This window comes from Clostridium sp. 19966 (assembly GCF_032335695.1).
In the GTDB taxonomy this organism is placed as follows: domain Bacteria; phylum Bacillota; class Clostridia; order Clostridiales; family Clostridiaceae; genus JACTOJ01.
Map to the genome: position 1 here is coordinate 20,035 of NZ_JACTOJ010000030.1, position 19,623 is coordinate 39,657.

The 19,623-nt window shown below is 34.2% G+C and carries 21 protein-coding genes; 19 read left to right on the top strand and 2 right to left on the bottom strand.

Annotated features, from left to right (window positions below):
- Window positions 1–68: 68 nt before the first annotated feature.
- The 12 genes from IAI10_RS21180 to IAI10_RS21235 all read left to right on the top strand — a co-directional run bounded on the left by IAI10_RS21180 (window position 69) and on the right by IAI10_RS21235 (window position 11,676).
- Window positions 69–1,478: an arabinan endo-1,5-alpha-L-arabinosidase gene (locus IAI10_RS21180; RefSeq protein ID WP_315675308.1), complete on the top strand. Its 1,410-nt coding sequence runs from the start codon at window positions 69–71 to the stop codon at window positions 1,476–1,478.
- A 99-nt stretch (window positions 1,479–1,577) separates the two neighbouring features.
- Window positions 1,578–2,324 carry a nucleoside phosphorylase gene (locus tag IAI10_RS21185; RefSeq protein ID WP_315675309.1) on the top strand — a complete coding sequence of 249 codons (747 nt, stop codon included), beginning with the start codon at window positions 1,578–1,580 and terminating at the stop codon, window positions 2,322–2,324.
- Between the two features lie 12 nt (window positions 2,325–2,336).
- Window positions 2,337–2,939 (top strand): ECF transporter S component, encoded by a 603-nt coding sequence (locus IAI10_RS21190; RefSeq protein WP_315675310.1) that lies wholly within the window; start codon window positions 2,337–2,339, stop codon window positions 2,937–2,939.
- Window positions 2,940–3,278: 339 nt separating this feature from the next.
- Window positions 3,279–4,055 (top strand): energy-coupling factor transporter transmembrane component T, encoded by a 777-nt coding sequence (locus tag IAI10_RS21195; protein ID WP_315675311.1) that lies wholly within the window; start codon window positions 3,279–3,281, stop codon window positions 4,053–4,055.
- Window positions 4,043–4,894, top strand: coding sequence for an ABC transporter ATP-binding protein (locus IAI10_RS21200; RefSeq protein ID WP_315675312.1), 852 nt, complete (start codon window positions 4,043–4,045; stop codon window positions 4,892–4,894). The genes IAI10_RS21195 and IAI10_RS21200 overlap by 13 nt, the downstream gene beginning before the upstream one ends.
- Complete coding sequence (locus IAI10_RS21205) at window positions 4,881–5,678, top strand: ABC transporter ATP-binding protein (RefSeq protein WP_315675313.1); 798 nt, start codon at window positions 4,881–4,883, stop codon at window positions 5,676–5,678. Before IAI10_RS21200 ends, IAI10_RS21205 begins: the two co-directional genes overlap by 14 nt.
- A 39-nt stretch (window positions 5,679–5,717) precedes the next feature.
- Window positions 5,718–6,398 (top strand): isochorismatase family cysteine hydrolase, encoded by a 681-nt coding sequence (locus IAI10_RS21210; protein ID WP_315675314.1) that lies wholly within the window; start codon window positions 5,718–5,720, stop codon window positions 6,396–6,398.
- 117 nt (window positions 6,399–6,515) lie between these two features.
- Window positions 6,516–6,734, top strand: a complete 219-nt coding sequence (locus IAI10_RS21215) for a (2Fe-2S)-binding protein (protein WP_315675315.1) — start codon at window positions 6,516–6,518, stop codon at window positions 6,732–6,734.
- A gap of 573 nt (window positions 6,735–7,307) precedes the next feature.
- The gene (locus tag IAI10_RS21220; RefSeq protein ID WP_315675316.1) at window positions 7,308–10,091 is read left to right on the top strand and encodes a glycoside hydrolase family 48 protein; all 2,784 of its coding nucleotides are present in this window, start codon (window positions 7,308–7,310) and stop codon (window positions 10,089–10,091) included.
- A gap of 112 nt (window positions 10,092–10,203) precedes the next feature.
- Window positions 10,204–10,377 (top strand): hypothetical protein, encoded by a 174-nt coding sequence (locus IAI10_RS21225; RefSeq protein WP_315675317.1) that lies wholly within the window; start codon window positions 10,204–10,206, stop codon window positions 10,375–10,377.
- A 34-nt stretch (window positions 10,378–10,411) separates the two neighbouring features.
- Window positions 10,412–11,305 carry a dTDP-4-dehydrorhamnose reductase gene (gene rfbD, locus IAI10_RS21230; RefSeq protein ID WP_315675318.1) on the top strand — a complete coding sequence of 298 codons (894 nt, stop codon included), beginning with the start codon at window positions 10,412–10,414 and terminating at the stop codon, window positions 11,303–11,305.
- 83 nt (window positions 11,306–11,388) lie between these two features.
- A complete protein-coding gene (locus tag IAI10_RS21235) occupies window positions 11,389–11,676 on the top strand; it encodes a hypothetical protein (RefSeq protein ID WP_315675319.1) in 288 nt (95 codons plus the stop codon).
- Between the two features lie 101 nt (window positions 11,677–11,777).
- Here IAI10_RS21235 and IAI10_RS21240 read toward each other — a convergent pair whose 3' ends face one another.
- Window positions 11,778–12,245 (bottom strand): hypothetical protein, encoded by a 468-nt coding sequence (locus tag IAI10_RS21240; RefSeq protein ID WP_315675320.1) that lies wholly within the window; start codon window positions 12,243–12,245, stop codon window positions 11,778–11,780.
- 470 nt (window positions 12,246–12,715) lie between these two features.
- Between IAI10_RS21240 and IAI10_RS21245 the strand changes: the two genes are divergently transcribed.
- The 5 genes from IAI10_RS21245 to IAI10_RS21260 all read left to right on the top strand — a co-directional run bounded on the left by IAI10_RS21245 (window position 12,716) and on the right by IAI10_RS21260 (window position 16,241).
- Complete coding sequence (locus tag IAI10_RS21245; RefSeq protein ID WP_315675321.1) at window positions 12,716–13,477, top strand: SDR family oxidoreductase; 762 nt, start codon at window positions 12,716–12,718, stop codon at window positions 13,475–13,477.
- Between the two features lie 49 nt (window positions 13,478–13,526).
- Complete coding sequence (locus IAI10_RS21250; RefSeq protein WP_315675322.1) at window positions 13,527–14,288, top strand: sugar phosphate isomerase/epimerase family protein; 762 nt, start codon at window positions 13,527–13,529, stop codon at window positions 14,286–14,288.
- 186 nt (window positions 14,289–14,474) lie between these two features.
- The gene (locus IAI10_RS21255; RefSeq protein ID WP_315675323.1) at window positions 14,475–15,275 is read left to right on the top strand and encodes a class I SAM-dependent methyltransferase; all 801 of its coding nucleotides are present in this window, start codon (window positions 14,475–14,477) and stop codon (window positions 15,273–15,275) included.
- Between the two features lie 147 nt (window positions 15,276–15,422).
- Window positions 15,423–15,602, top strand: a complete 180-nt coding sequence (locus tag IAI10_RS24710; protein WP_396334414.1) for a methyltransferase — start codon at window positions 15,423–15,425, stop codon at window positions 15,600–15,602.
- Between the two features lie 78 nt (window positions 15,603–15,680).
- Window positions 15,681–16,241 (top strand): carbonic anhydrase, encoded by a 561-nt coding sequence (locus IAI10_RS21260; protein WP_315675324.1) that lies wholly within the window; start codon window positions 15,681–15,683, stop codon window positions 16,239–16,241.
- Between the two features lie 287 nt (window positions 16,242–16,528).
- Here IAI10_RS21260 and IAI10_RS21265 read toward each other — a convergent pair whose 3' ends face one another.
- Window positions 16,529–16,954 carry a hypothetical protein gene (locus tag IAI10_RS21265; protein WP_315675325.1) on the bottom strand — a complete coding sequence of 142 codons (426 nt, stop codon included), beginning with the start codon at window positions 16,952–16,954 and terminating at the stop codon, window positions 16,529–16,531.
- A 563-nt stretch (window positions 16,955–17,517) separates the two neighbouring features.
- Between IAI10_RS21265 and IAI10_RS21270 the strand changes: the two genes are divergently transcribed.
- Together IAI10_RS21270 and IAI10_RS21275 are read left to right on the top strand one after the other, a co-directional pair.
- Window positions 17,518–18,078 carry a GNAT family N-acetyltransferase gene (locus IAI10_RS21270; RefSeq protein ID WP_315675326.1) on the top strand — a complete coding sequence of 187 codons (561 nt, stop codon included), beginning with the start codon at window positions 17,518–17,520 and terminating at the stop codon, window positions 18,076–18,078.
- Between the two features lie 268 nt (window positions 18,079–18,346).
- Window positions 18,347–19,432 (top strand): hypothetical protein, encoded by a 1,086-nt coding sequence (locus tag IAI10_RS21275; protein WP_315675327.1) that lies wholly within the window; start codon window positions 18,347–18,349, stop codon window positions 19,430–19,432.
- Window positions 19,433–19,623 lie beyond the last annotated feature (191 nt).

A 19,623-nucleotide genomic window follows, 5' to 3' on the forward strand; every position in this document is an offset into this window, starting at 1 on the left:
TGCAAAAATGTAAAAGTACTAAATCCTTTTTTACTAATAGTTTAATCTTGGATATAGGCGGTGAATTCATGATAAAGAAAAAATTAGTTATTGCTCTTTCAATACTTTTTTCTTTGAGTCTTTTAGGTTGTGATTCAAAGGTGGATAAAGAAGGAGGTTTAAGCAAATTGAAGCTTTCAGACAATATTCCTAAGGAAAAGTTAATGGATGAATCTATTATAGATGATAGCAGCAAATGGGGAACATTAAATACACATGATCCATCAATATTTAAAGATGGGGATACTTACTATGTCTTTTCTACAGATGCTAGGATAGGCGGCTCAGTAGCACCGGGGATAGAAGTGAGAAAGTCAAAGGATATGATAAATTGGCAATATGTTGGTCAGGCACTGAAGGGCGTTCCTGCTGAAGCCGAGGAGTGGACAGGAGCTCAAGGCTTATGGGCCCCTGATGTGACAAAGATAGGAGAATATTATTATTTATATTACGCAGCTTCCTCCTTTGGGAAAAATACTTCCTATATAGGTCTTGAGAGAAGCAAATCCATAGAAGGGCCTTGGGAGGACATGGGATGTGTAGTTAAAACCGAAGAAGGAGACAATATGAATGCAATAGATCCTAATATTGTATTTGATGATGAAGGAAGTCTGTGGTTAAGCTATGGTTCATTTTGGACTGGAATATACATTCTTAAACTAGATAAAAATACAGGAAAGCCCGAGGATAAAGAAGATAAGGGTAAAAATATAGCTTCAAGAAGCAGTTCAGTCAGCGGTGCTGTGGAGGGACCTTACATAATATATAATGATAAGCAAAAGAAATATTATTTATTTGAATCCTATGATTCTTTGGCTAAGGATTACAATGTAAGAGTGGGAAGAGCAGATAAAATAGATGGACCCTATGTGGATATAGAAGGAAATGACTTGACAGATACCACCATAGATCCAAATAAAGTAGGAAACAAGATTTTAGGAGGCTACAAATTTGCAGATACTGTTGGCTGGATGGCACCAGGTCACAATTCAGTTTTGAAGGATGGAGAAGATTATTATATTTTCCACCATGCAAGAGTAGAAAATGAAGTGAATTGGTTCTATTTAAATGTAAGGAAAATAGTATGGTCTGAAGATGGATGGCCTATGGTTTCAACTGAAAGATATGCAGGGGAGAAAGAAGAGAAAATAGATAAAGCTTTAGTTCCTGGAAAATGGGATGTAATTATTCTTAAAAAAGATGATAATGGAATAATCTCTTCGAAAGAATATGATTTAAAGAAAAATGGCAGAGTAAACGGAGGAACTTGGGAGCTTAGTGGAGATAATTCATTGACCATAAAACTTTCAGATAAAAAAGAGGATACTTATAAATGCAAAATTCTCCCTGCTTGGGATTATGAAAATAATAGAAGAACTATAGTTTTTACAGGAATAAATAAAAATGGCTTGGCTATCTGGGGAAAGATGAAGAAATAAATAATAACATATACTAAAAAAGTTCATATAGTATTTAAAAAATATAAAATATGTAGTAAAATTAATGATGACAAGTGTATATACAGGGGTGAACTAAAAATGGAAGAATTACAGCCGCATATAAGATTAAATTCTGCCCAGTCAGCAAAGTATGCCATCCTGCCTGGAGATCCTAAAAGAGTGGACGCGGTTAAAGAATTTTTAAAGGACTGTGTAGATTTAGCTTATAATAGAGAATACAAAAGCTGCAGTGGGTTTTATAAAGGGGTAAAGGTGATAGTTATATCCACAGGAATTGGAGGCCCATCAGCTTCTATTGCAGTAGAGGAATTAAAAAATATTGGGGTTGATACATTAATAAGGATAGGCAGCTGCGGCGCTTACCAGCCCAATATGAAACTTGGAGATCTGATAATAGCTTCCGCAGCAGTTAGAGATGAGGGTACGTCAAAAGCATACATAGAAGATATATATCCAGCTTTTGCTGATACCGAATTACTATTATCTCTAGTAGAAAGTGCTAAAGATAATAATATTAAATATCATTGCGGTGTTGTGAGAAGTCACGATGCTCTTTATGCAGATAATGACGAAGAGAAGGATAAGTATTGGGCAAGCAGGGGAGTGCTTGGAGCAGATATGGAAACAGCAGCTATTTTCGTGGCAGGATCTCTAAGAAAACTTAAAACTGCTTCTGTATTAAATGTGGTAGTAGAAAGCAATGGAAGCTTTGAAGAAGGCATAAGTAATTATGTAAAAGGAGAAAATGCTACTAAAGCAGGGGAAAGAAAAGAGATACTCACGGCCTTAGAGGCCATAGTAAAATTAGAAAATACAATTAAATAAGGGGGAATTTTAATGAAAAAAAGAAGTATGTGGAGCTTAAAGCTTTCCACAGCTACATTGGTGCTCATACCAGCAGCAGTGGGGATTAATTATATTGGAAAGGCTTTTGCAGAGGCACTTAAGCTTCCACTATGGCTTGATTCCATAGGTACAATTCTTGCAAGCATGCTAGCAGGACCAATAGCAGGGGCCATAGGAGGAGCTATAAATAATATAATTTATGGATTAACTTTGTCTCCTATATCATTTATATATGCTGCTACTAGTGTAGCTATAGGTTTAGTGGTAGGAGTACTTGCATATAAAGGATGGGTAAAAAACATTGCAAGGGCTGTTATACTTGGACTTATAGTAGCTCTCGTATCTGCAGTAGTATCCACACCTATAAACATAGCTTTCTGGGGAGGTACTACAGGTAATTTCTGGGGAGATGCAGTTTTTGCGTATTTTACAGCTCACGGAAGTCCAATGTTTATAGCATCTTTTATAGATGAGATTTTAGTGGATTTACCAGATAAGTTGGTAGTAGTAATAATATCATTTTTCATTTTTAAAGGACTTCCTAAAAAGCTTACCATATTATACAGCAATGACAATGAAATAGAAGAATTATAAGAAGAAAAATGGGACTGTTGAACAATAAAGATTAAGTTATTTTAAAGAGAAATAGATAAGAATGAATTAATAAATAAGAATTAAGAAGTAAAAATGAAGGTGAAAAATTCAATATTGATGAATTTTTTATAAATTTACAATTATTATTTTTCTTGTAGCAAATTGCAGCAAGAATAAAATAAAAGAAATCGGCTCTCACAAAGAGACGGTTTCCTCAATAATTATTAATTTTTAACTATTATTTCTTACTTGAAATTTGTACCTTAGGAATCTTATCTTAATATCTTAAAAAAATAATCTTTTGCCACAGTCCCATTTCTATAAGAAGGAGATAATATTTTGAAGCCTTTAAGCTTATACCAGGAAAGAGATACAGTAATTCATAAAATCAGCGCTATATCAAAAATTATATATATTTTTGCAGCAATTTTTATACCTATAATATTAGTAAGCAAATTAGCAGGAGCAATAGCAATATTAATAAGTATTGCAATACTTATTAAAGGAAGGGTATTAAAAAAAGTTATCCCTTTAATAGCTTTAATAGCTGTAGTGCTCTTATCAGTAATCCTAATACAAGGACTTTTTAGGCATGGAAACAAAACAGTAGTACTAGCACTTGGAACAATTAAGTTCTATAAAGAAGGCCTTTATTTTGCTTTTGGAGTATGTATAAGAGTTATAAACATATTGCTTTCCTTTTGTGTTCTGATCCTTACCACAAAGCCTTCCGATTTAGTTGAGGCCCTAGTTAGAAAAGGCTTATCTCCAAGAATAGGTTATGTATTAGCATCCGTGCTGCAGATTATACCTCAAATGTCCTCTGCCATGGGGAAGATAACAGATGCTCAAAGATCCAGAGGAATGGAGACAGAAGGAAAACTCTTAACCAGAGTAAAGGCTTTTTTCCCTCTTTTAGGACCAGTAGTAATGGATTCTCTAATAAACACTAGGGAGAGATCTATGGCTCTTGAGGTAAGAGGCTTTAACTCAAGCTGCAAAAAAACATTTTTAAATGAAGAAAAAAATTATAGGTACAATTTAATTATAAACTTTGTGCTGCTAGTGAGCGTTGTTTGTGCCTTAGTATGGAGGGGTGTTCAGTGGCTAAGATAAGGGTAGACAATTTAAAGTATAGATATCCTCTAAATAAGGAATTAGCTATAAAAGGAATATCCTTTTCCATAGAAGAGGGAGAATTTATAGGGGTAATAGGGGAAAATCAGTCCGGGAAATCTACAATTTGTCAGGCTTTAGTAGGCTTAGTTCCTCACTTTTACAAGGGAGCCTATGGCGGAAAAGTGCTGATAGATGATATAGAGGTAGGGAAAGCTGATATAAGCAGCATTTCAAGCAAGGTAGGGATAGTGTTTCAAAACCCTTTTACCCAGGTGTCAGGAGCTAAGCTTACAGTTTATGAAGAGGTAGCCTTTGGCCTTGAGAATCTTGGCTTTCCTAGACAAGAAATGATGGAAAGAGTTGAAGAAGCACTTAAGTTACTTGATATATATGAACTTAAAAATAAAAATCCTTTTGATTTATCTGGAGGACAGATGCAGAGAATGGCTATAGCTAGTATCATAGCTATGAATCCTCAGGTAATAATACTGGATGAGCCAACTTCCCAGTTGGATCCTCAAGGTTCTGAAGAAGTATTTAAAGCAATTCAAGAGCTCAGCAGGCAAGGCAAGACCATAATAATGGTGGAGCACAAAATGGAGAAAATAGCTAAGTATTCAGATAGAGTAATGCTTTTAAATAGAGGAGAATTAATAGCTCTTGATGAGCCTAGAAAAATATTTTCCAGGGATGATATAAATAGCTATGGCATTCAAGAACCAGTATACACAAGAATCTGCAAGGGGCTTAATATAAAAGACAACAAAACAGGATTGTATCCTGTGACCTTGGAAGAGGCTTATGATTTGGTGGTGAATTTTAATGGAGAAAATTAATATAAAAGTTGAGAATTTAACCTTTTCCTATGGAGAAGAAGAAGTATTAAAAGGAATAGATTTGGAATTTGATAATAGATCTACAGCAATAATAGGACAAAATGGTGCAGGTAAATCTACTTTTGTAAAATTGCTTAAAGGACTATTAAAGCCAACGGGAGGAAACGTAATTATAAAAGAAACAAATACTAAGGATTCTACAGCAGCAAAGCTGGCAAAATTTATAGGTATGGTATTTCAAAATCCTAATGATCAGATTTTTAAAAATAAAGTCATAGATGAGATAATGTTTGGACCGCTAAATATAGGCTTAAGCTACCAAAAAGCTTTAGAAAATTCCGAAAAAGCTTTGAAGCTTTCGGGATTAAAAGGTCTTGAAAATAGCAATCCTTACGATTTAAGTCTTTCTGAAAGAAAGCTCATAACCATAGCTTCCATAGTGGCTATGGACACTGATATAATAATATTTGATGAGCCTACTATTGCTCAAGATTATGCAGGAAAAGAAAAGATAAAAGAAATAATTCGATATTTAGTAAGTGAAGGAAAACTTGTAATAACTATCATTCACGATATGGATTTTGTAGCAGAGGTATTTGAAAGAACCATAGTATTTACTTCAGGAAAGGTATCGCTAGATGGAGATACAAAAGAGGTTTATTCTCAGGAAGAAATTTTAAAAAGTGCATATCTTGAAAAGCCTCATGTGCTGCAGCTTTCTGAAAGATTGGGCTTTAAAGAAACTGTTTTGACAGTAGAGGATTTTATTAAGCGCTACAAGTGATAAGCGAGAGATAAAAAATAATAGATAGGAGTTGATTTTATGAGAAAGATTGATGATAGAAAGGCATTTTTAAGAGAAGCTGAAAAAACACTGGACAATATAATGACTTCTTTTGAAAATATTCCTGTGCTTAAAGCAGAGGAATTTGAAAAGAAAAATACTGCACTTATAAATGTAGACATAATAAATGGCTTTTGCAAGGAAGGAAATTTAAGCTCTGATAGAGTGCTAAAAATAATACCTGATGCAGTGAGAATAAATGCTTTGTTTAAGGACTTGGAAAAAGTATTCTTCTTAGATTGCCATCCTGAAAAGGCTGAGGAGTTTAAAGCTTATGTATCGCACTGCATAGAGGGCAGCCAGGAAGTTGAGCTTGTAGATGAACTTAAGCCTTTTGCAGCAGAAAAAGCACTGCTCTGCAAAAAGAACAGCGTTAACGGATTTTTAGCTCCTCAATACCAGCAGTGGTTAAAGGAACATAAAGATATAACTAATATTATTGTTATAGGTGATGTAACTGATATATGTATATTAAATTTTTGTCTGGCTCAAAGATGCTATTTTAATGAAAATAATATATCAGGTAGAGTTATAGTGCCTTTAAGTGCTGTGGAAACCTTTGATTTAGATATAACAAATCACCAAGGTGATTTAATGAATTTATTTTCTATATATAATATGCGAGGAAATGGTATAGAAATTGTAGAAGATATAATTTAAAACAGCAGATAAAATAATTATCCACCCTCCTATTTTCACAAAATGAATAATATGATAATATAATAATATATACTATTAATAGATAATTATTCTTTTGATATAGAAAGGTAGAGAATTATGGAAAATAAAAATGCAGAAATAATGGATAAGTTAACTAAGGTTTGTATATGCAAAGCTATACCTCGTTCAAAAATGAAGGCAGTAATAAAAGAGGGAGCTCACACCGTTGAGGCTGTTAGAAAAGCAACAGGAGCTGGCTCTGGTTCCTGTGGTGGAAGAAGATGCACTCCTAAAATAGAAGCACTTATAGAAGCTCATAAAAATGGAGAGTTTTAACGTAACATAACTAAAAAACAAGAGGTTGAACAGGTTTCAATCTCTTGTTTTTTGTATAAATGAAAAATAAAATTGATTAATTGTAAGTAAAATAGACAATAGAGTGATATTTTCGCAAAAAAAAACCCTTTGTGTTAATTAATAATGTAATAAATATATTTTAAAAATATTTATTTGTTAAAATTTTCTAGTAAACATTTACATTTACTAATTTTAAAATTATAATTATATTATGGTAAAAAAATTTAAACCAATACTAACTGATATCTATTTAAACTATTCTGAAAAACTTTTCGAAAAAAAGCACAAATCTAATTAATACTCATATGAAAAATTCCAAATTATATGTACGCTTTAAGCTATATGTTTTTATAAAATAATGAAAAATAAGTAATCTAAAAGCTGAAAAGGTTAACATAAAATCACCTTTAATTTCAATACCTAAGTCTCGGCTGAATTTAAAAATACAGGCTTTTAATGGGATGTCTTCTTATTATGTTTTCACAATTTATTGTTTGGTATAGAGCCTTAGGTTCTAATATCATAAATATAAAACAAGAAGGGATGAGGTAAATGAAAAAAAAGATTGCCCTACTAGTAAGTATGGTAATGGCTATGACAGCAGTTACAGGTGCAGGCGGTTCATTTGTAAAAAATACTGCCAAAGCTGCAACTATCAGTCCATATCAGCAAAGGTTTTTACAGTTGTACAACAAAATTCATGACTCGAAAAGTGGATATTTCAGTCCGCTGGGGATACCCTATCACTCAGTTGAAACACTTATGTGTGAAGCTCCTGACTACGGACATGAAACTACCAGCGAAGCCTTCAGCTATTATACATGGCTGGAAGCTATGGAAGGAAAATTTACTGGTAACTGGTCAGGATTAAGCACAGCATGGGACACTATGGAAAAATATATGATTCCAACTCATGATGATCAACCTACTAATGCAAGTTACGATCCAAGTAAACCAGCAACCTATGCTGGAGAGTATGAAACACCGGATCAATATCCGAGTAAACTTCAATCCAGTGTTCCAGTTGGCAGCGATCCCATAGCAAATGAATTAAAAAACGCCTATGGAACCAGTGATATATATGGAATGCATTGGCTTTTGGATGTGGATAATTGGTATGGATATGGGTCTAGAGGCGATGGAAAAACTTCTCCATCCTATATAAATACCTTTCAAAGAGGAAAACAAGAATCCGTTTGGGAAACTATACCGCAGCCATCCTGGGATGCTATGAATTTTGGAGGAAAGAACGGATACTTAGACTTATTTACTGGTGACTCAAGTTATTCTAAACAATGGAAGTATACCAATGCGCCAGACGCGGATGCTCGTGTAGTTCAAGCTATGTATTCTGCAGATAAATGGGCAAAGGATCAGGGAAAGGATCTTTCAAGTTTAGTGCAGAAAGCATCCAAAATGGGAGATTATTTGAGATACTCTTTCTTTGATAAATATTTTAAAAAGATAGGTTCCCAGGATATAAACAATAAAGGGACAGGCTATGACAGCTCAACTTATTTATTATCTTGGTATTATGCATGGGGTGGAGGTGTAGGAGCTAATTGGTCCTGGAGAATAGGCAGCAGTCACGATCATTTTGGTTATCAGAATCCTTTATCAGCCTGGATTCTATCCTCAAGCAGTGATTTTAAGCCAAAATCACCTAATGCAGCTTCAGACTGGGGGAAGAGCTTAGATAGGCAATTAGAGTTCTACCAGTGGCTTCAATCTTCAGAAGGTGCTATAGCTGGAGGTGCTACCAACTCTTATAATGGACGATATGAAAAATATCCAGCTGGAACTTCAACCTTCTATGGAATGGCTTATCAGGCAAATCCGGTTTATGAAGATCCAGGCAGCAATACCTGGTTTGGTATGCAAACCTGGTCAATGCAGCGTATGGCAGAATACTACTACAACACCGGTGACAAGAGAGCAAAACAAATTCTAGATAAGTGGATTCAATGGGTTAAACCAGAAGTTAAATTAAATTCAGATGGCACTTTCCAAGTACCTTCTACTATAGATTGGTCAGGACAGCCAGATACCTGGACTGGAACCTATACTGGAAACAAAGGACTTCATGTAACCGTTGTTAACTACAGTACTGACTTAGGTGTTACTGCATCTCTAGCAAATACTTTATTGTATTATAGTGCAGCAACTCAGAAATATACTCCTTCATCAGCAGATGTTGCTTCTCAGACTATAGCAAAACAGCTTTTGGATAGAATGTGGACACTTTACAGCGATGATAAGGGACTTTCAGCTCCAGAAGCTCGTGCAGATTATCACAGAATGTTTGATCAAGAAGTGTATGTACCAAGTACTTTTTCAGGAAAGATGCCAAATGGCGACATAATTCAGCCAGGCATTAAATTTATAGATATTCGTTCAAAGTATAAACAAGATCCTGACTATGCTAAGGTTAAAGCTGCTTATGACAAAGGTGAGTCTCCAGTATTTAATTATCATAGATTCTGGGCTCAATGCGAAATTGCTTTAGCAAATGGAAACTATGCTATGCTTTTTGACAATGCAAGTGGTCCTACAAACACAGTAAAAACTTCTATAACCAATCCAACCGAAGGACAGATATATGATAACAGCACAAAAGTAAGCCCTGTAACAATTGATGCTGCAGCAACCACCGATAACGGAACCATAGCAAAGGTTGAATTTTTTGCTAACGGAACTAAGGTTGGAGAAACTTCAACCAGCCCTTATGAATATGTTTGGACACCAACTGGATATAGCAGCAGCACCGATGGCGTTAATAGCTATGCAATAACAGTTCAGGCAACGGATTCTAACGGCATGAGTGCTACCTCTGCTCCCGTAAACATTAAAGTTAAACTGCCAGTGAAACCAAAACCAGTAGGAAGTGTTCAGCTGCAAGAATTTAATGGAAATACTTCTGCTGCAACTAATTCAATAATTCCTAAATTTAAGGTTACTAACACGGGCACCACCACAATAAATTTATCAGATTTAAAAATCAGATACTATTTTACTAAGGATGGAGCTTCTGGTCAAAGCTTCTGGTGTGACTGGGCAAGTGTAGACTCTTCCAATGTCACTGGAACATTTGTTAATCTAGCTTCAGCTCTAACAAATGCAGATAATTATTTGGAAGTAGGTTTTTCAAATGCTGCGGGTACTTTGGCACCGGGAGCTACTGCAGAGATCTCAGGAAGATTTGCTAAATCAGACTGGTCCAATTATACTCAAACTAATGACTATTCCTACAACGCTTCTGCCTCTAGCTACTCTGATAATACTAAGATAACAGTTTATTTATCGAACACATTGATAAGCGGTGTAGAACCTAAATAAGGCATTGAACTCAATAACAATTCAATAAAAGTAGAAAAAGAGGTTGAACAAGTTTCAACCTCTTGAATTTTTTGGTATAATTTATATAAATTATATTTTAAGGAGTGATAAAATGGATATTGATATCACACGGATAGTAATAACCATAATTAATATGGTAATAATCGTAGCTATAATAATTAGCCTATTTATTGGATTGGCTACCCTGAAAAAATATATATCAAAAAGCAAAAGAATAGAAGAAAAGCTGGACAAAATTATTGAAAAGTTAGATGATAAGGAATGAAATATGAATTTAAACATACGAAGGATGATAGAAGATGAAAATTTTAATTACTGGTGCTAGAGGTCAAGTAGGATCACAGCTGATAGACATCATAAATAGAGGAAAGTCAGAGCTTGGGGATATATCACAAAGGATAAAGGAGTCAGAGATTATAGGCTTTGGTTCCAAGGATTTAAATATAGCAGATAGTAAAAGTGTAAATGAAACTTTAAATAAAATTAAGCCTGATATTGTGATAAATGCTGCGGCCTATACTAATGTTAATGGAGCAGAAAGCAATGAAGAGGCTGCTTTTAAAGTGAATGCATTGGGAGCAAGAAACTTGGCCATAGCTTGTGAAAAAATAGAAAGTAAGCTTGTACATATATCCACGGACTATGTTTTTAGCGGAGAAGGAAGCATACCCTTTAGAGAATATGATTTAACAAATCCTCAAAGTGTATATGGAAAAACTAAAAATATGGGAGATAATTATGTAAGAGAACTTTGCGGCAGATATTTTATAGTTAGGCCTTCCTGGGTATATGGATATAATGGAAAGAACTTCGTATACACAATAATGAAAACTGCCAAAGAAAAGGAAAATATAAAAGTTGTTATGGATCAGGTAGGAACTCCAACAAATACGGAAGATTTATGCCACCATATATTAAAAATCATGCTTACAGAAGAGTATGGTATATATAATTGTGCTGGAAAGGGTGAATGTTCCTGGTACGACTTTGCACGCAAAATTGTTGAGTTTTCTAAAATAGATTGTAAAGTGAAACCTTGTACCACTGAGGAATATCCTACTCCAGTAAAAAGACCAGCCTATTCATCTTTAGATAATATGATGCTGAGATGCACCATAGGAGATGAAATGAGATCTTGGGAAGAAGCACTTAAAGTATTTATAGATAATGTGAAAGATAGAAGCAACTTTTGATAGGGCATATTTTCTTCATAAAAACTTTATAAAAATAAGTTAAAATAAGTTCATATTAAAATATTTGCTGCGGAGGGAATAATATGAACTGTCATAATGATAATAAGGAAATCAAATCAAAGCATAGCCATGGCTCAATGAGGCATATGCTCCATATGATTATTTGCTGTGGATTGCCTATAGCAATAGTATTTATGCTTCCAGTTATAGGTGGGATAAGCCCTGGTATTGCAGGAATACTTAGAAAAATAGTTCCATTTTTATGTCCGATAATGATGATATCCATGATACCTATGATGCTTGGTATGAATAAAGATAAGAAATCACAGAATCCCAAGAAGATTATTGAGGATAAGAAAACTATGTATTGATTTCATATTTATTATTAAATTTAGTATAAAAATTTACGTAACTAGATACCTATATAGCTAGATATCTAGTTGCAATTTAATTTATGCATTTTGATATGCTTTTATTTTAAAAGCTTTTCAAGGGTAGAAATAAAGGATGTTTTATTATTAATAACATTAGTTAACATTTTGTATGTTTTAGTGTCTATATCGCTGAAGCTTTTTACAAACCTGCCTTGTATGTCAACAAGTAAAGAATATGTTTCTTTTTCTGAGGCTAGTAAAAATTTTAGAAAGTCTCTAGTATTGTTAATCTGTGGTTCATATAATCTACTATTAAATTCATTTATTAAAAAGGAAATCTTATCATAGATGCCAAAATCTATATCCTCTAAATTCTCATTTGTTAATTGATTTTTTAAAGTTTCATAATATTTAATAGTATTATCAATCTGTCTTATTAGTACCGTTGACACTATTTCTATAGATTGAATATCACTTTTTCTTTTTCCTATGTTTATATAGATATTTTTTTTTCTAGCTGCAATATCTATAGCTCTATTAATCAAATCAATTGCATTATAGCCCATAACATCACCTCAAAATAACCATTGCTGTCTTAGAATAATTATAATTTTAGCTTAATTTATATAAAAACACATAATAAACTATTTTTCGACACATTTAGATATTACAATTATAACACATTTTTGATTTCTCGCGGTATTATTCTCATTAAAAATAGCCAATATTTATAAAATGCTTATTACATAAATTCAAGGAAAAAGAAAATTGAAAGTTGAAAAAATCTAAACCAATTGTTATTTTTTTCACCCTCAAAAAAATAAATAAGTTACGTAATTTATAATCGAGGTGTGGTAAAATGAGAATAAATATAATTAATAATATTAGCGAACATAAAGAACAAAGACAATCTAATAATAGATATGATCAAATAAGTAAGCAAAATAAAAAGAATGTTGATAATGCATCGTTTTACGAAATTTTAAAGAAAAAATTAAAATAATATATAAAGTCTAATATTTCAAGGAGGTAAAAAATGAAGATTGATTTATCTGGTAAACTTGCTCTTGTAACTGGGGCAACTGGTGATTTGGGAAGGGTTATGATACGTACATTGGCACAATGTGGTGCGGATGTAGTTATTAATTATTCAAAAAATATTGAAAAGGCTAGTGAGCTATGTGAAGAGCTTCAGGGGGCAGGAAGGAAAGCAATTATTGTACAAGCAGATATAACTGACAAGGAGTCTGTAATGAAGATGAAGGATTATGTAGTGCAAAATATTGGAATGCCAGATATCGTTGTAGATAATGCTGTGATTCAGTATACCTGGAAAAGTGTATTAGAGCAGGATATTGAGGATTATGAAAGTCAGTTTTCTTCTTGTGTAATGCAAAATGTTTATATGGCAAAGGCTTTTGTACCCTATATGATTGAAAAGAAGTATGGAAGATTTATTGGTATAAATACTGAATGTTCTATGCAAAACTTTCCTAATCAATCTGCTTATGTTGCTGGTAAGAGAGGTATGGATGGAGTATTAAGAGTGCTGGCTAAGGAAATAGGTGAGCATGGTATAACAGTCAATCAAGTAGCTCCGGGGTGGACAATCAGCGACAGGGACAGGGCAGCCGGACAGGAACATAACTCCGAATATGAAAAAAATGTGCCACTGAGAAGAAGAGGAACTGATCAGGAAATAGCAAATGTGGTCGCTTTTTTAGCTTCGGATTTAGCTTCCTATATTACAGGAGCATATATTCCTGTCTGCGGTGGTAATGTTATGCCTGCAATATAGGCTTAGAAGAAGGTAGAGGAAATGATATAAAAAAGAAAGGAATTGGCTTATGATTACTATTTATGATTGGTTTGGTTATGAATTGCCGATAAAGGAACGTTATCGGTTAATAAAAGAAGCAGGATTTGACGGTGTTTTATTATGGTGGAGTGAATATTTGGATCGCAATGATTACCGCAGCGGACCACAAATTGTGAGTGAAGCGGGTCTTTCTATAGAAAACATCCACACGCCATTCCAAGTCCAAGACAACATCTGGCTTGACAATCTGGAGGGTGAAGCCTCAATGGATTGCTATTTGCAATGTGTTGCAGATTGCGCAGAATTTGGGATTCCCACCATGGTGGTACATCTGCCTAACGACGACAAGCCATATAATGTATTGGGACTTGATAGAATCAAGAGAATTGCTGAAAAGGCTGAACAGCTTGGTGTTAATGTTGCTCTGGAGAATTTACGGAATTTCACTAATTTGTCATATATGCTGGAGCAAGTGGATTCCATGCGCATAGGATTCTGTTATGATTGCTGCCATCACTACCACTATTATCCGAGCTATGATTTATTATCTATGTACGGTTCACGTTTGATGGCATTACATTTACATGATTATAACGAAAACACAATACATCGATTACCTTTTGATAGCACAATTGATTGGTCTGTAGCCATGAAAAAAATTGCGGAAACAGGTTATTCGGGTGCCACTGCAATAGAGGTAATGAATTGGAGTTATAAGGATTTATCCGCTGAGGAATTTTTAAAAGAAGCGTTTGAGCGAGCAAAAAGGCTGGATACGTTAAGAATGTAAAATCCATAAAAAATTAATAAATATAAACGAAACGTGTACAACCTTCGAGTTGATAAAATTTCAATTTATATGGTTTAATACATAATCTTAAAGAAAGGGTGATTTCTTATGAGTAAGAAGAATATAGCAGAAAATATAAGTGGGGCAAGTATATTGTAACCCTCCGTAAATAACAGGAGGCTTTGTATGTTAAAAAAACTAGGTAAAGAGAATGAAAAAATGAGTATTTATAGAAGATGGTACGCTGAAATATATGAAATTAACGAAACAGGAACAGAGGATATTAACCTGCTGCTTTCATTGATTGGAGATAACTGTCGAAAAGTATTAGAAGTTGCATGTGGTGGTGGCCGTATTCTTGTACCTCTTGCACTAGCAGGGCATGACACTAAAGGCTTTGATATGGATGAAGAAAGGTTAGCATATATACCAGAAAAAGCAAAGGAACTTAAAAACCTACAATATTGCTGTATGGATGCAGTCAGCGGAGACTGGAAAGGTGGATATGAGGTGGTTGTACTTGCAGGTAACTTACTTCATAACGTTGAAGCTGATATGCCATATGACAAAACACAACAATTTTTTATACAGAAGGCTGCTTCTAGCTTAAAAATTGGAGGATATATTTTCTTGGACTTTGGTATGTTTGCACAGCCAGAAGAAATATTTTCTAAAGATAATGGACGCGTGATTTTTGAAGGAACAGATAGCTATGGCGTATATGGAAAGCACGTGGTTATAGGAGATGGGTATGATGCAAGAACTCAGATTGCATACGGAAGAAGATTAACTGAGCTTCATATGCCTGATAATCACCAGGAAATCATCCATGAAACATGGGAAAAGCATATTCCTACACTGGAGCAGGTGCATAAATGGCTAATTGAATCAGGTTTTAAAGTTGTAAATGAATTCGGAGATTACAACAGAAACCCAATCGATGAAAGCACATATAGAGCTATAATATGGGCTGAAAGAACTAATTAAATTAAAGAAGTGCAAGTATGTTAAATGTAAACATAAGGGATATTGAAATGGAATTTAAAACATCAGATGAGTTTTTTTACCTAAAAATGCTGATAAAGGTACTTTAGCAATGTTATTAGTTGTTGAGTTCAATAAAAATGATAAGGAATTAGATTATATCAAAGTGACTGGGTTAAAGATATTGATGAAAAGGACTTTGCTATAATTCTTTCTAATCCACCATATCACGCTGACTTTTCTGTTCCAAAAGAATTTATTGAAAAAGGATTTAATAGATTAGTCATTTGTGGAAAGATGTACTTCTACAGTATTCAGGTGCTGATGTGAAGTTAGGTAAGCGTGTTCCACCGATTACAAACTATGGTATAATAAAATATTATAATTATTTGGAGGTAGCAGAATATTATGAGTAAGTTACAAGAAATCTTAGACTACAATCGTTGTTTTGTAGAAAATAAAGAATATGAAAAATATATAACATCAAAGAACCCAGATAAGAAGTTAGTAATTTTGTCCTGCATGGATACAAGACTAACAGAACTTCTTCCAAAGGCACTAAACATAAGAAATGGTGACGTTAAACTTATAAAGAATGCGGGCGCGTCTATAATGCATCCCTTTGGCAGCATAATAAGAAGTATCGTGGTGGCTGTTTATGAATTTAAGGCTGATGAAGTATTAGTAATCGGACATTATGGCTGCGGTATGAGCAATTTAAATGGAGATAAAATCTTAGAAATGGCCATGGAGAGGGGCATTTCCCAAGAGGTCATAACAACGTTAAACAATGCGGGAATTAATACAAAAAAGTGGCTGCACGGTTTTGATTCTGTAGAGGAATCAGTAGAAGAGAGCGTGGAACTTATAAAAAACCATCCATTAATACCTAAAGATATAAAAGTGCATGGACTAATAATAGATCCAGAGACCGGAAAGCTAGAAGTTATAGTTAATGGATATGAATAGATATTTTAGAAAAAAATCATAATGTAAGAAATGAGAACCTGCATGATTTGGAGGTTCTTTTACAATGTTAAGATAAAGAATAAAATCTCTCTTGCAACGTTTTGTTACAGGAGAGATTTTCTTTAAGCACCTCTATTACTATCATTGTTACCAAGCTTAATTTAAAGAATAGTTGCCAGCTGGCTTATGGAGGCTGACAGACCGTCCATTTTGACTTATATCCTAGGAGAAGATAGGCAGCTATATACATAGGTAACTATATAAATAGTTATATAGTTGCTGGAAAATCAGCTGTTAAAAAGCTTATTATAGTAGCATAAGATAGCCTCATCCAGCAGAGTATTCATGTACACATTAACATCTTGATGCTTGGCTTTTATTTCATTAAGCTTTCTTATGGCGGAAGGCCTAAATTGATAACATCTTTTTATAATGAAGCCTTCCTCATCTATAGGAGGAGTTATGCCTCTCCTGTTAGGGAAAGCAGTATTAAATGATGATGTACCTTTTGGCTGCTTCTTTAGGGTAAGCTCAGCTTCTTCTTCGTCTGTATCAGCCTCTTCAGTGGCAAAGCTAAAAGAAGCTATTGCATTTCCATTAGTCGGTTCTCCATATGTAAAGCCAGCCTCTTCATCTTGGGAATAAAATATATCCACTGATTCTACTGCAGCAGCATCATTGCTTAGGGAATTAAACACCATGTCTTTTCCCATTATTTCACCTCCTCAAAAAATTTAATTTAATACATAATAAATATGCAGATGCTTTGGAATATTTATTATTTTATGGGTTGAACTTAGAAAAAATTTAGATAGGAAGAGAGCTATGACAAATTTGCTTTAGCTTCCACCATGCTTGACATCAGCTTTAAAGGAGCCAGCTGCAGTTTGATAGAATCTCAGGCAGTGAAAAGTTGTAAAGGATGCAATTTGAGATGCTTATGCGGCAAGATTAATCAGGTTATCAAGGATTATACCCAAAAGGCAACGGTGGTGCTGGAAAAATTCAGCTTCCGTAAATAAAGAGAAATGTCTTATGAATGTATAAAAATTTTGAAAATTGTGCGAACTAACTATTGAGTTTGAAAGTATGAATAATTGTGTTTGAAAATTGAATATTGGGGTTTTGGCAAATTTTTTCTAAATGTAATTTGGCTAAAATGACGCATTTTTGTTTCAGAAAAATGTTTGAGGTTGAGCTGTAAATGGAGCTAATGATATTATTTAAATGAGAATAGAAATAAATATCGACAATGCATGAGAGGAGAAGAAAAATTATGATAAAAGATATGCGCCTTGAAACACAAAGACTGATAATCAGACCTTATATTGAAGATGATTTTATAGAATCTTTTAAGTTGATGCAGGATAAAGAATTGTTTAAATATAAAGAGATGGGAGTTATGACACTGGATGAATATAAGGGATTATTTGAATGGCTTTTGGAGTCATATAATGTGGACTTTGATGGAAATTTTGCCTATTCCTTTAATATCATTCTGAAAGAAACTGGCAGGTGCATTGGTTGGGTTGGCTTGGGTAAGCTTGTAACCGATATTGCAAAAACAGAAATTTTTTATTTAACAGGAATCAAATATCAGAATCAAGGATATGCAACCGAGGCATCAAAGGCAATACTTGAGTATGGGTTTAGAACGATTGGTTTAAATGAAATTGTCGGTGTCTGCATGAAAGAGAATATCGCTTCAAAAAGAGTGATGGAAAAGATAGGGTTGAAATTCAGGTATATACAAGAAGGACTTCCAAAAGAGTTTGAACGTTGTAATGGCGACCCTTTTTATTCCCTTACTAAAGATGAGTATTTACTAACATTATAATCACAAGAGCTTTTGAGTTGCTTCCCATTCTTCTTATATAACAAATAAGTAATAAAATTAAATAGCTTTCTAGGGCAACGAATTATTCAGAGATGGATTTTGAGGTGTTTTTTAGTGTGTAATTCAAAACTTTAGCGAAGGAAGGCGTAGAAAATTTCTATCAAGCATAATTATAATATATGTCATATATGCTATAATTATCCTATGATTATATCGTAATTGTAAAATATGGCGAATTAATGATTATTTATAATTGTAGAGGTATGTGATGAAAAATAGGATGATAGAGTTTTTACTTAACAATGCCAACCCATCAATCAAACGTAGAATAAAGAGTGAAATTTTGAATAATATTACGCAAGAAGAAGCGGCTGAATATCAAAGACAAATTCTACAAGAACCGAATATAAAGCGGACGATTGCTTGTCAAAAGGAAAACGGTTGGCTTGGTAATGGCTTTCACGGTACCAATAGAAACGCTGGGCAATTTGAGAATATGGAAACCTGCACGAAATATCTTGGAGAAAAGGCTGTTGATAAGGACACGCCTGTTTTAAAACGCGCAATGGATGCTTTTATTACCGTGCCGTTGGATGATTTATGCTATGGGACACGGGGGATATTTATTGATGAGTTTAAGACAACCGGACACGGATATAACCTTATCCGTTGTGCCTGCATTGCCCGGGCAGGCTATGATGATATGATTGACATTTCTCCGCAGATTCAGTTGTCCCTTGATTCCTTCAAGCGCGTGCTGGAGGTTGATTCTGTTCTTGATGTTTCCCGCCCAATCAAAAAAGGCAGGAGCCGTGTTTTCAAGGATTATGAAAGATGGCCATGCCGTTATCACCTTGACATTTTGGGCCACACAAACTCTTGGAAGAATGAGGACAATATCAAGATTATCGCAGATTCTATTAAAAAGATGATGAAGAGCGATAGCCCTGAATTGGTTAATTTGATTCCGTCTTCTTGGGTCGGTTATGCGCTCGGCACACTTGGGGGCTTTCCATCTCAGGGATTTAGCATTAAAACCTCGGCGCTTCTTCCAAATCCCATTGCAATAACTTCCTCAAAGCCTGACCTTTATAATCTGGAATATATAGAATGGCTGGCAAGATGCGGTGTTGTTCCGCTTGTTCCGGCTTTACGAGAAACTGTTAATGATATAGCAAATGCTGTCAGCGACGATGGAGTTTGCCGTATTCCCGTGGTCGATGCTATTTTCAAAGGCTGGGGACCTTATGCTGGATTACAATTAGAAACAGATTGGAAATCAAATATTCGCAGGGATTGTGATATTACATTTAGGGCGTTATTAATCCTTCATTATTCTAACATCATAGTATAAGCTAATCAGAAGTTGTTTTACTTCACAATCTTCTTATTTAACTAACAAGCTATAAAACAGAATATTTTCATAAGGCACCGCATTATTCAGAGATGAATATGTGGTGTTTTTTAGTTCGCATTTTAAAACTGTAGAAAAGGAAGGCGTAGAAAATTTCTATCAAGCGTAATTATAATATATGTCATATATGC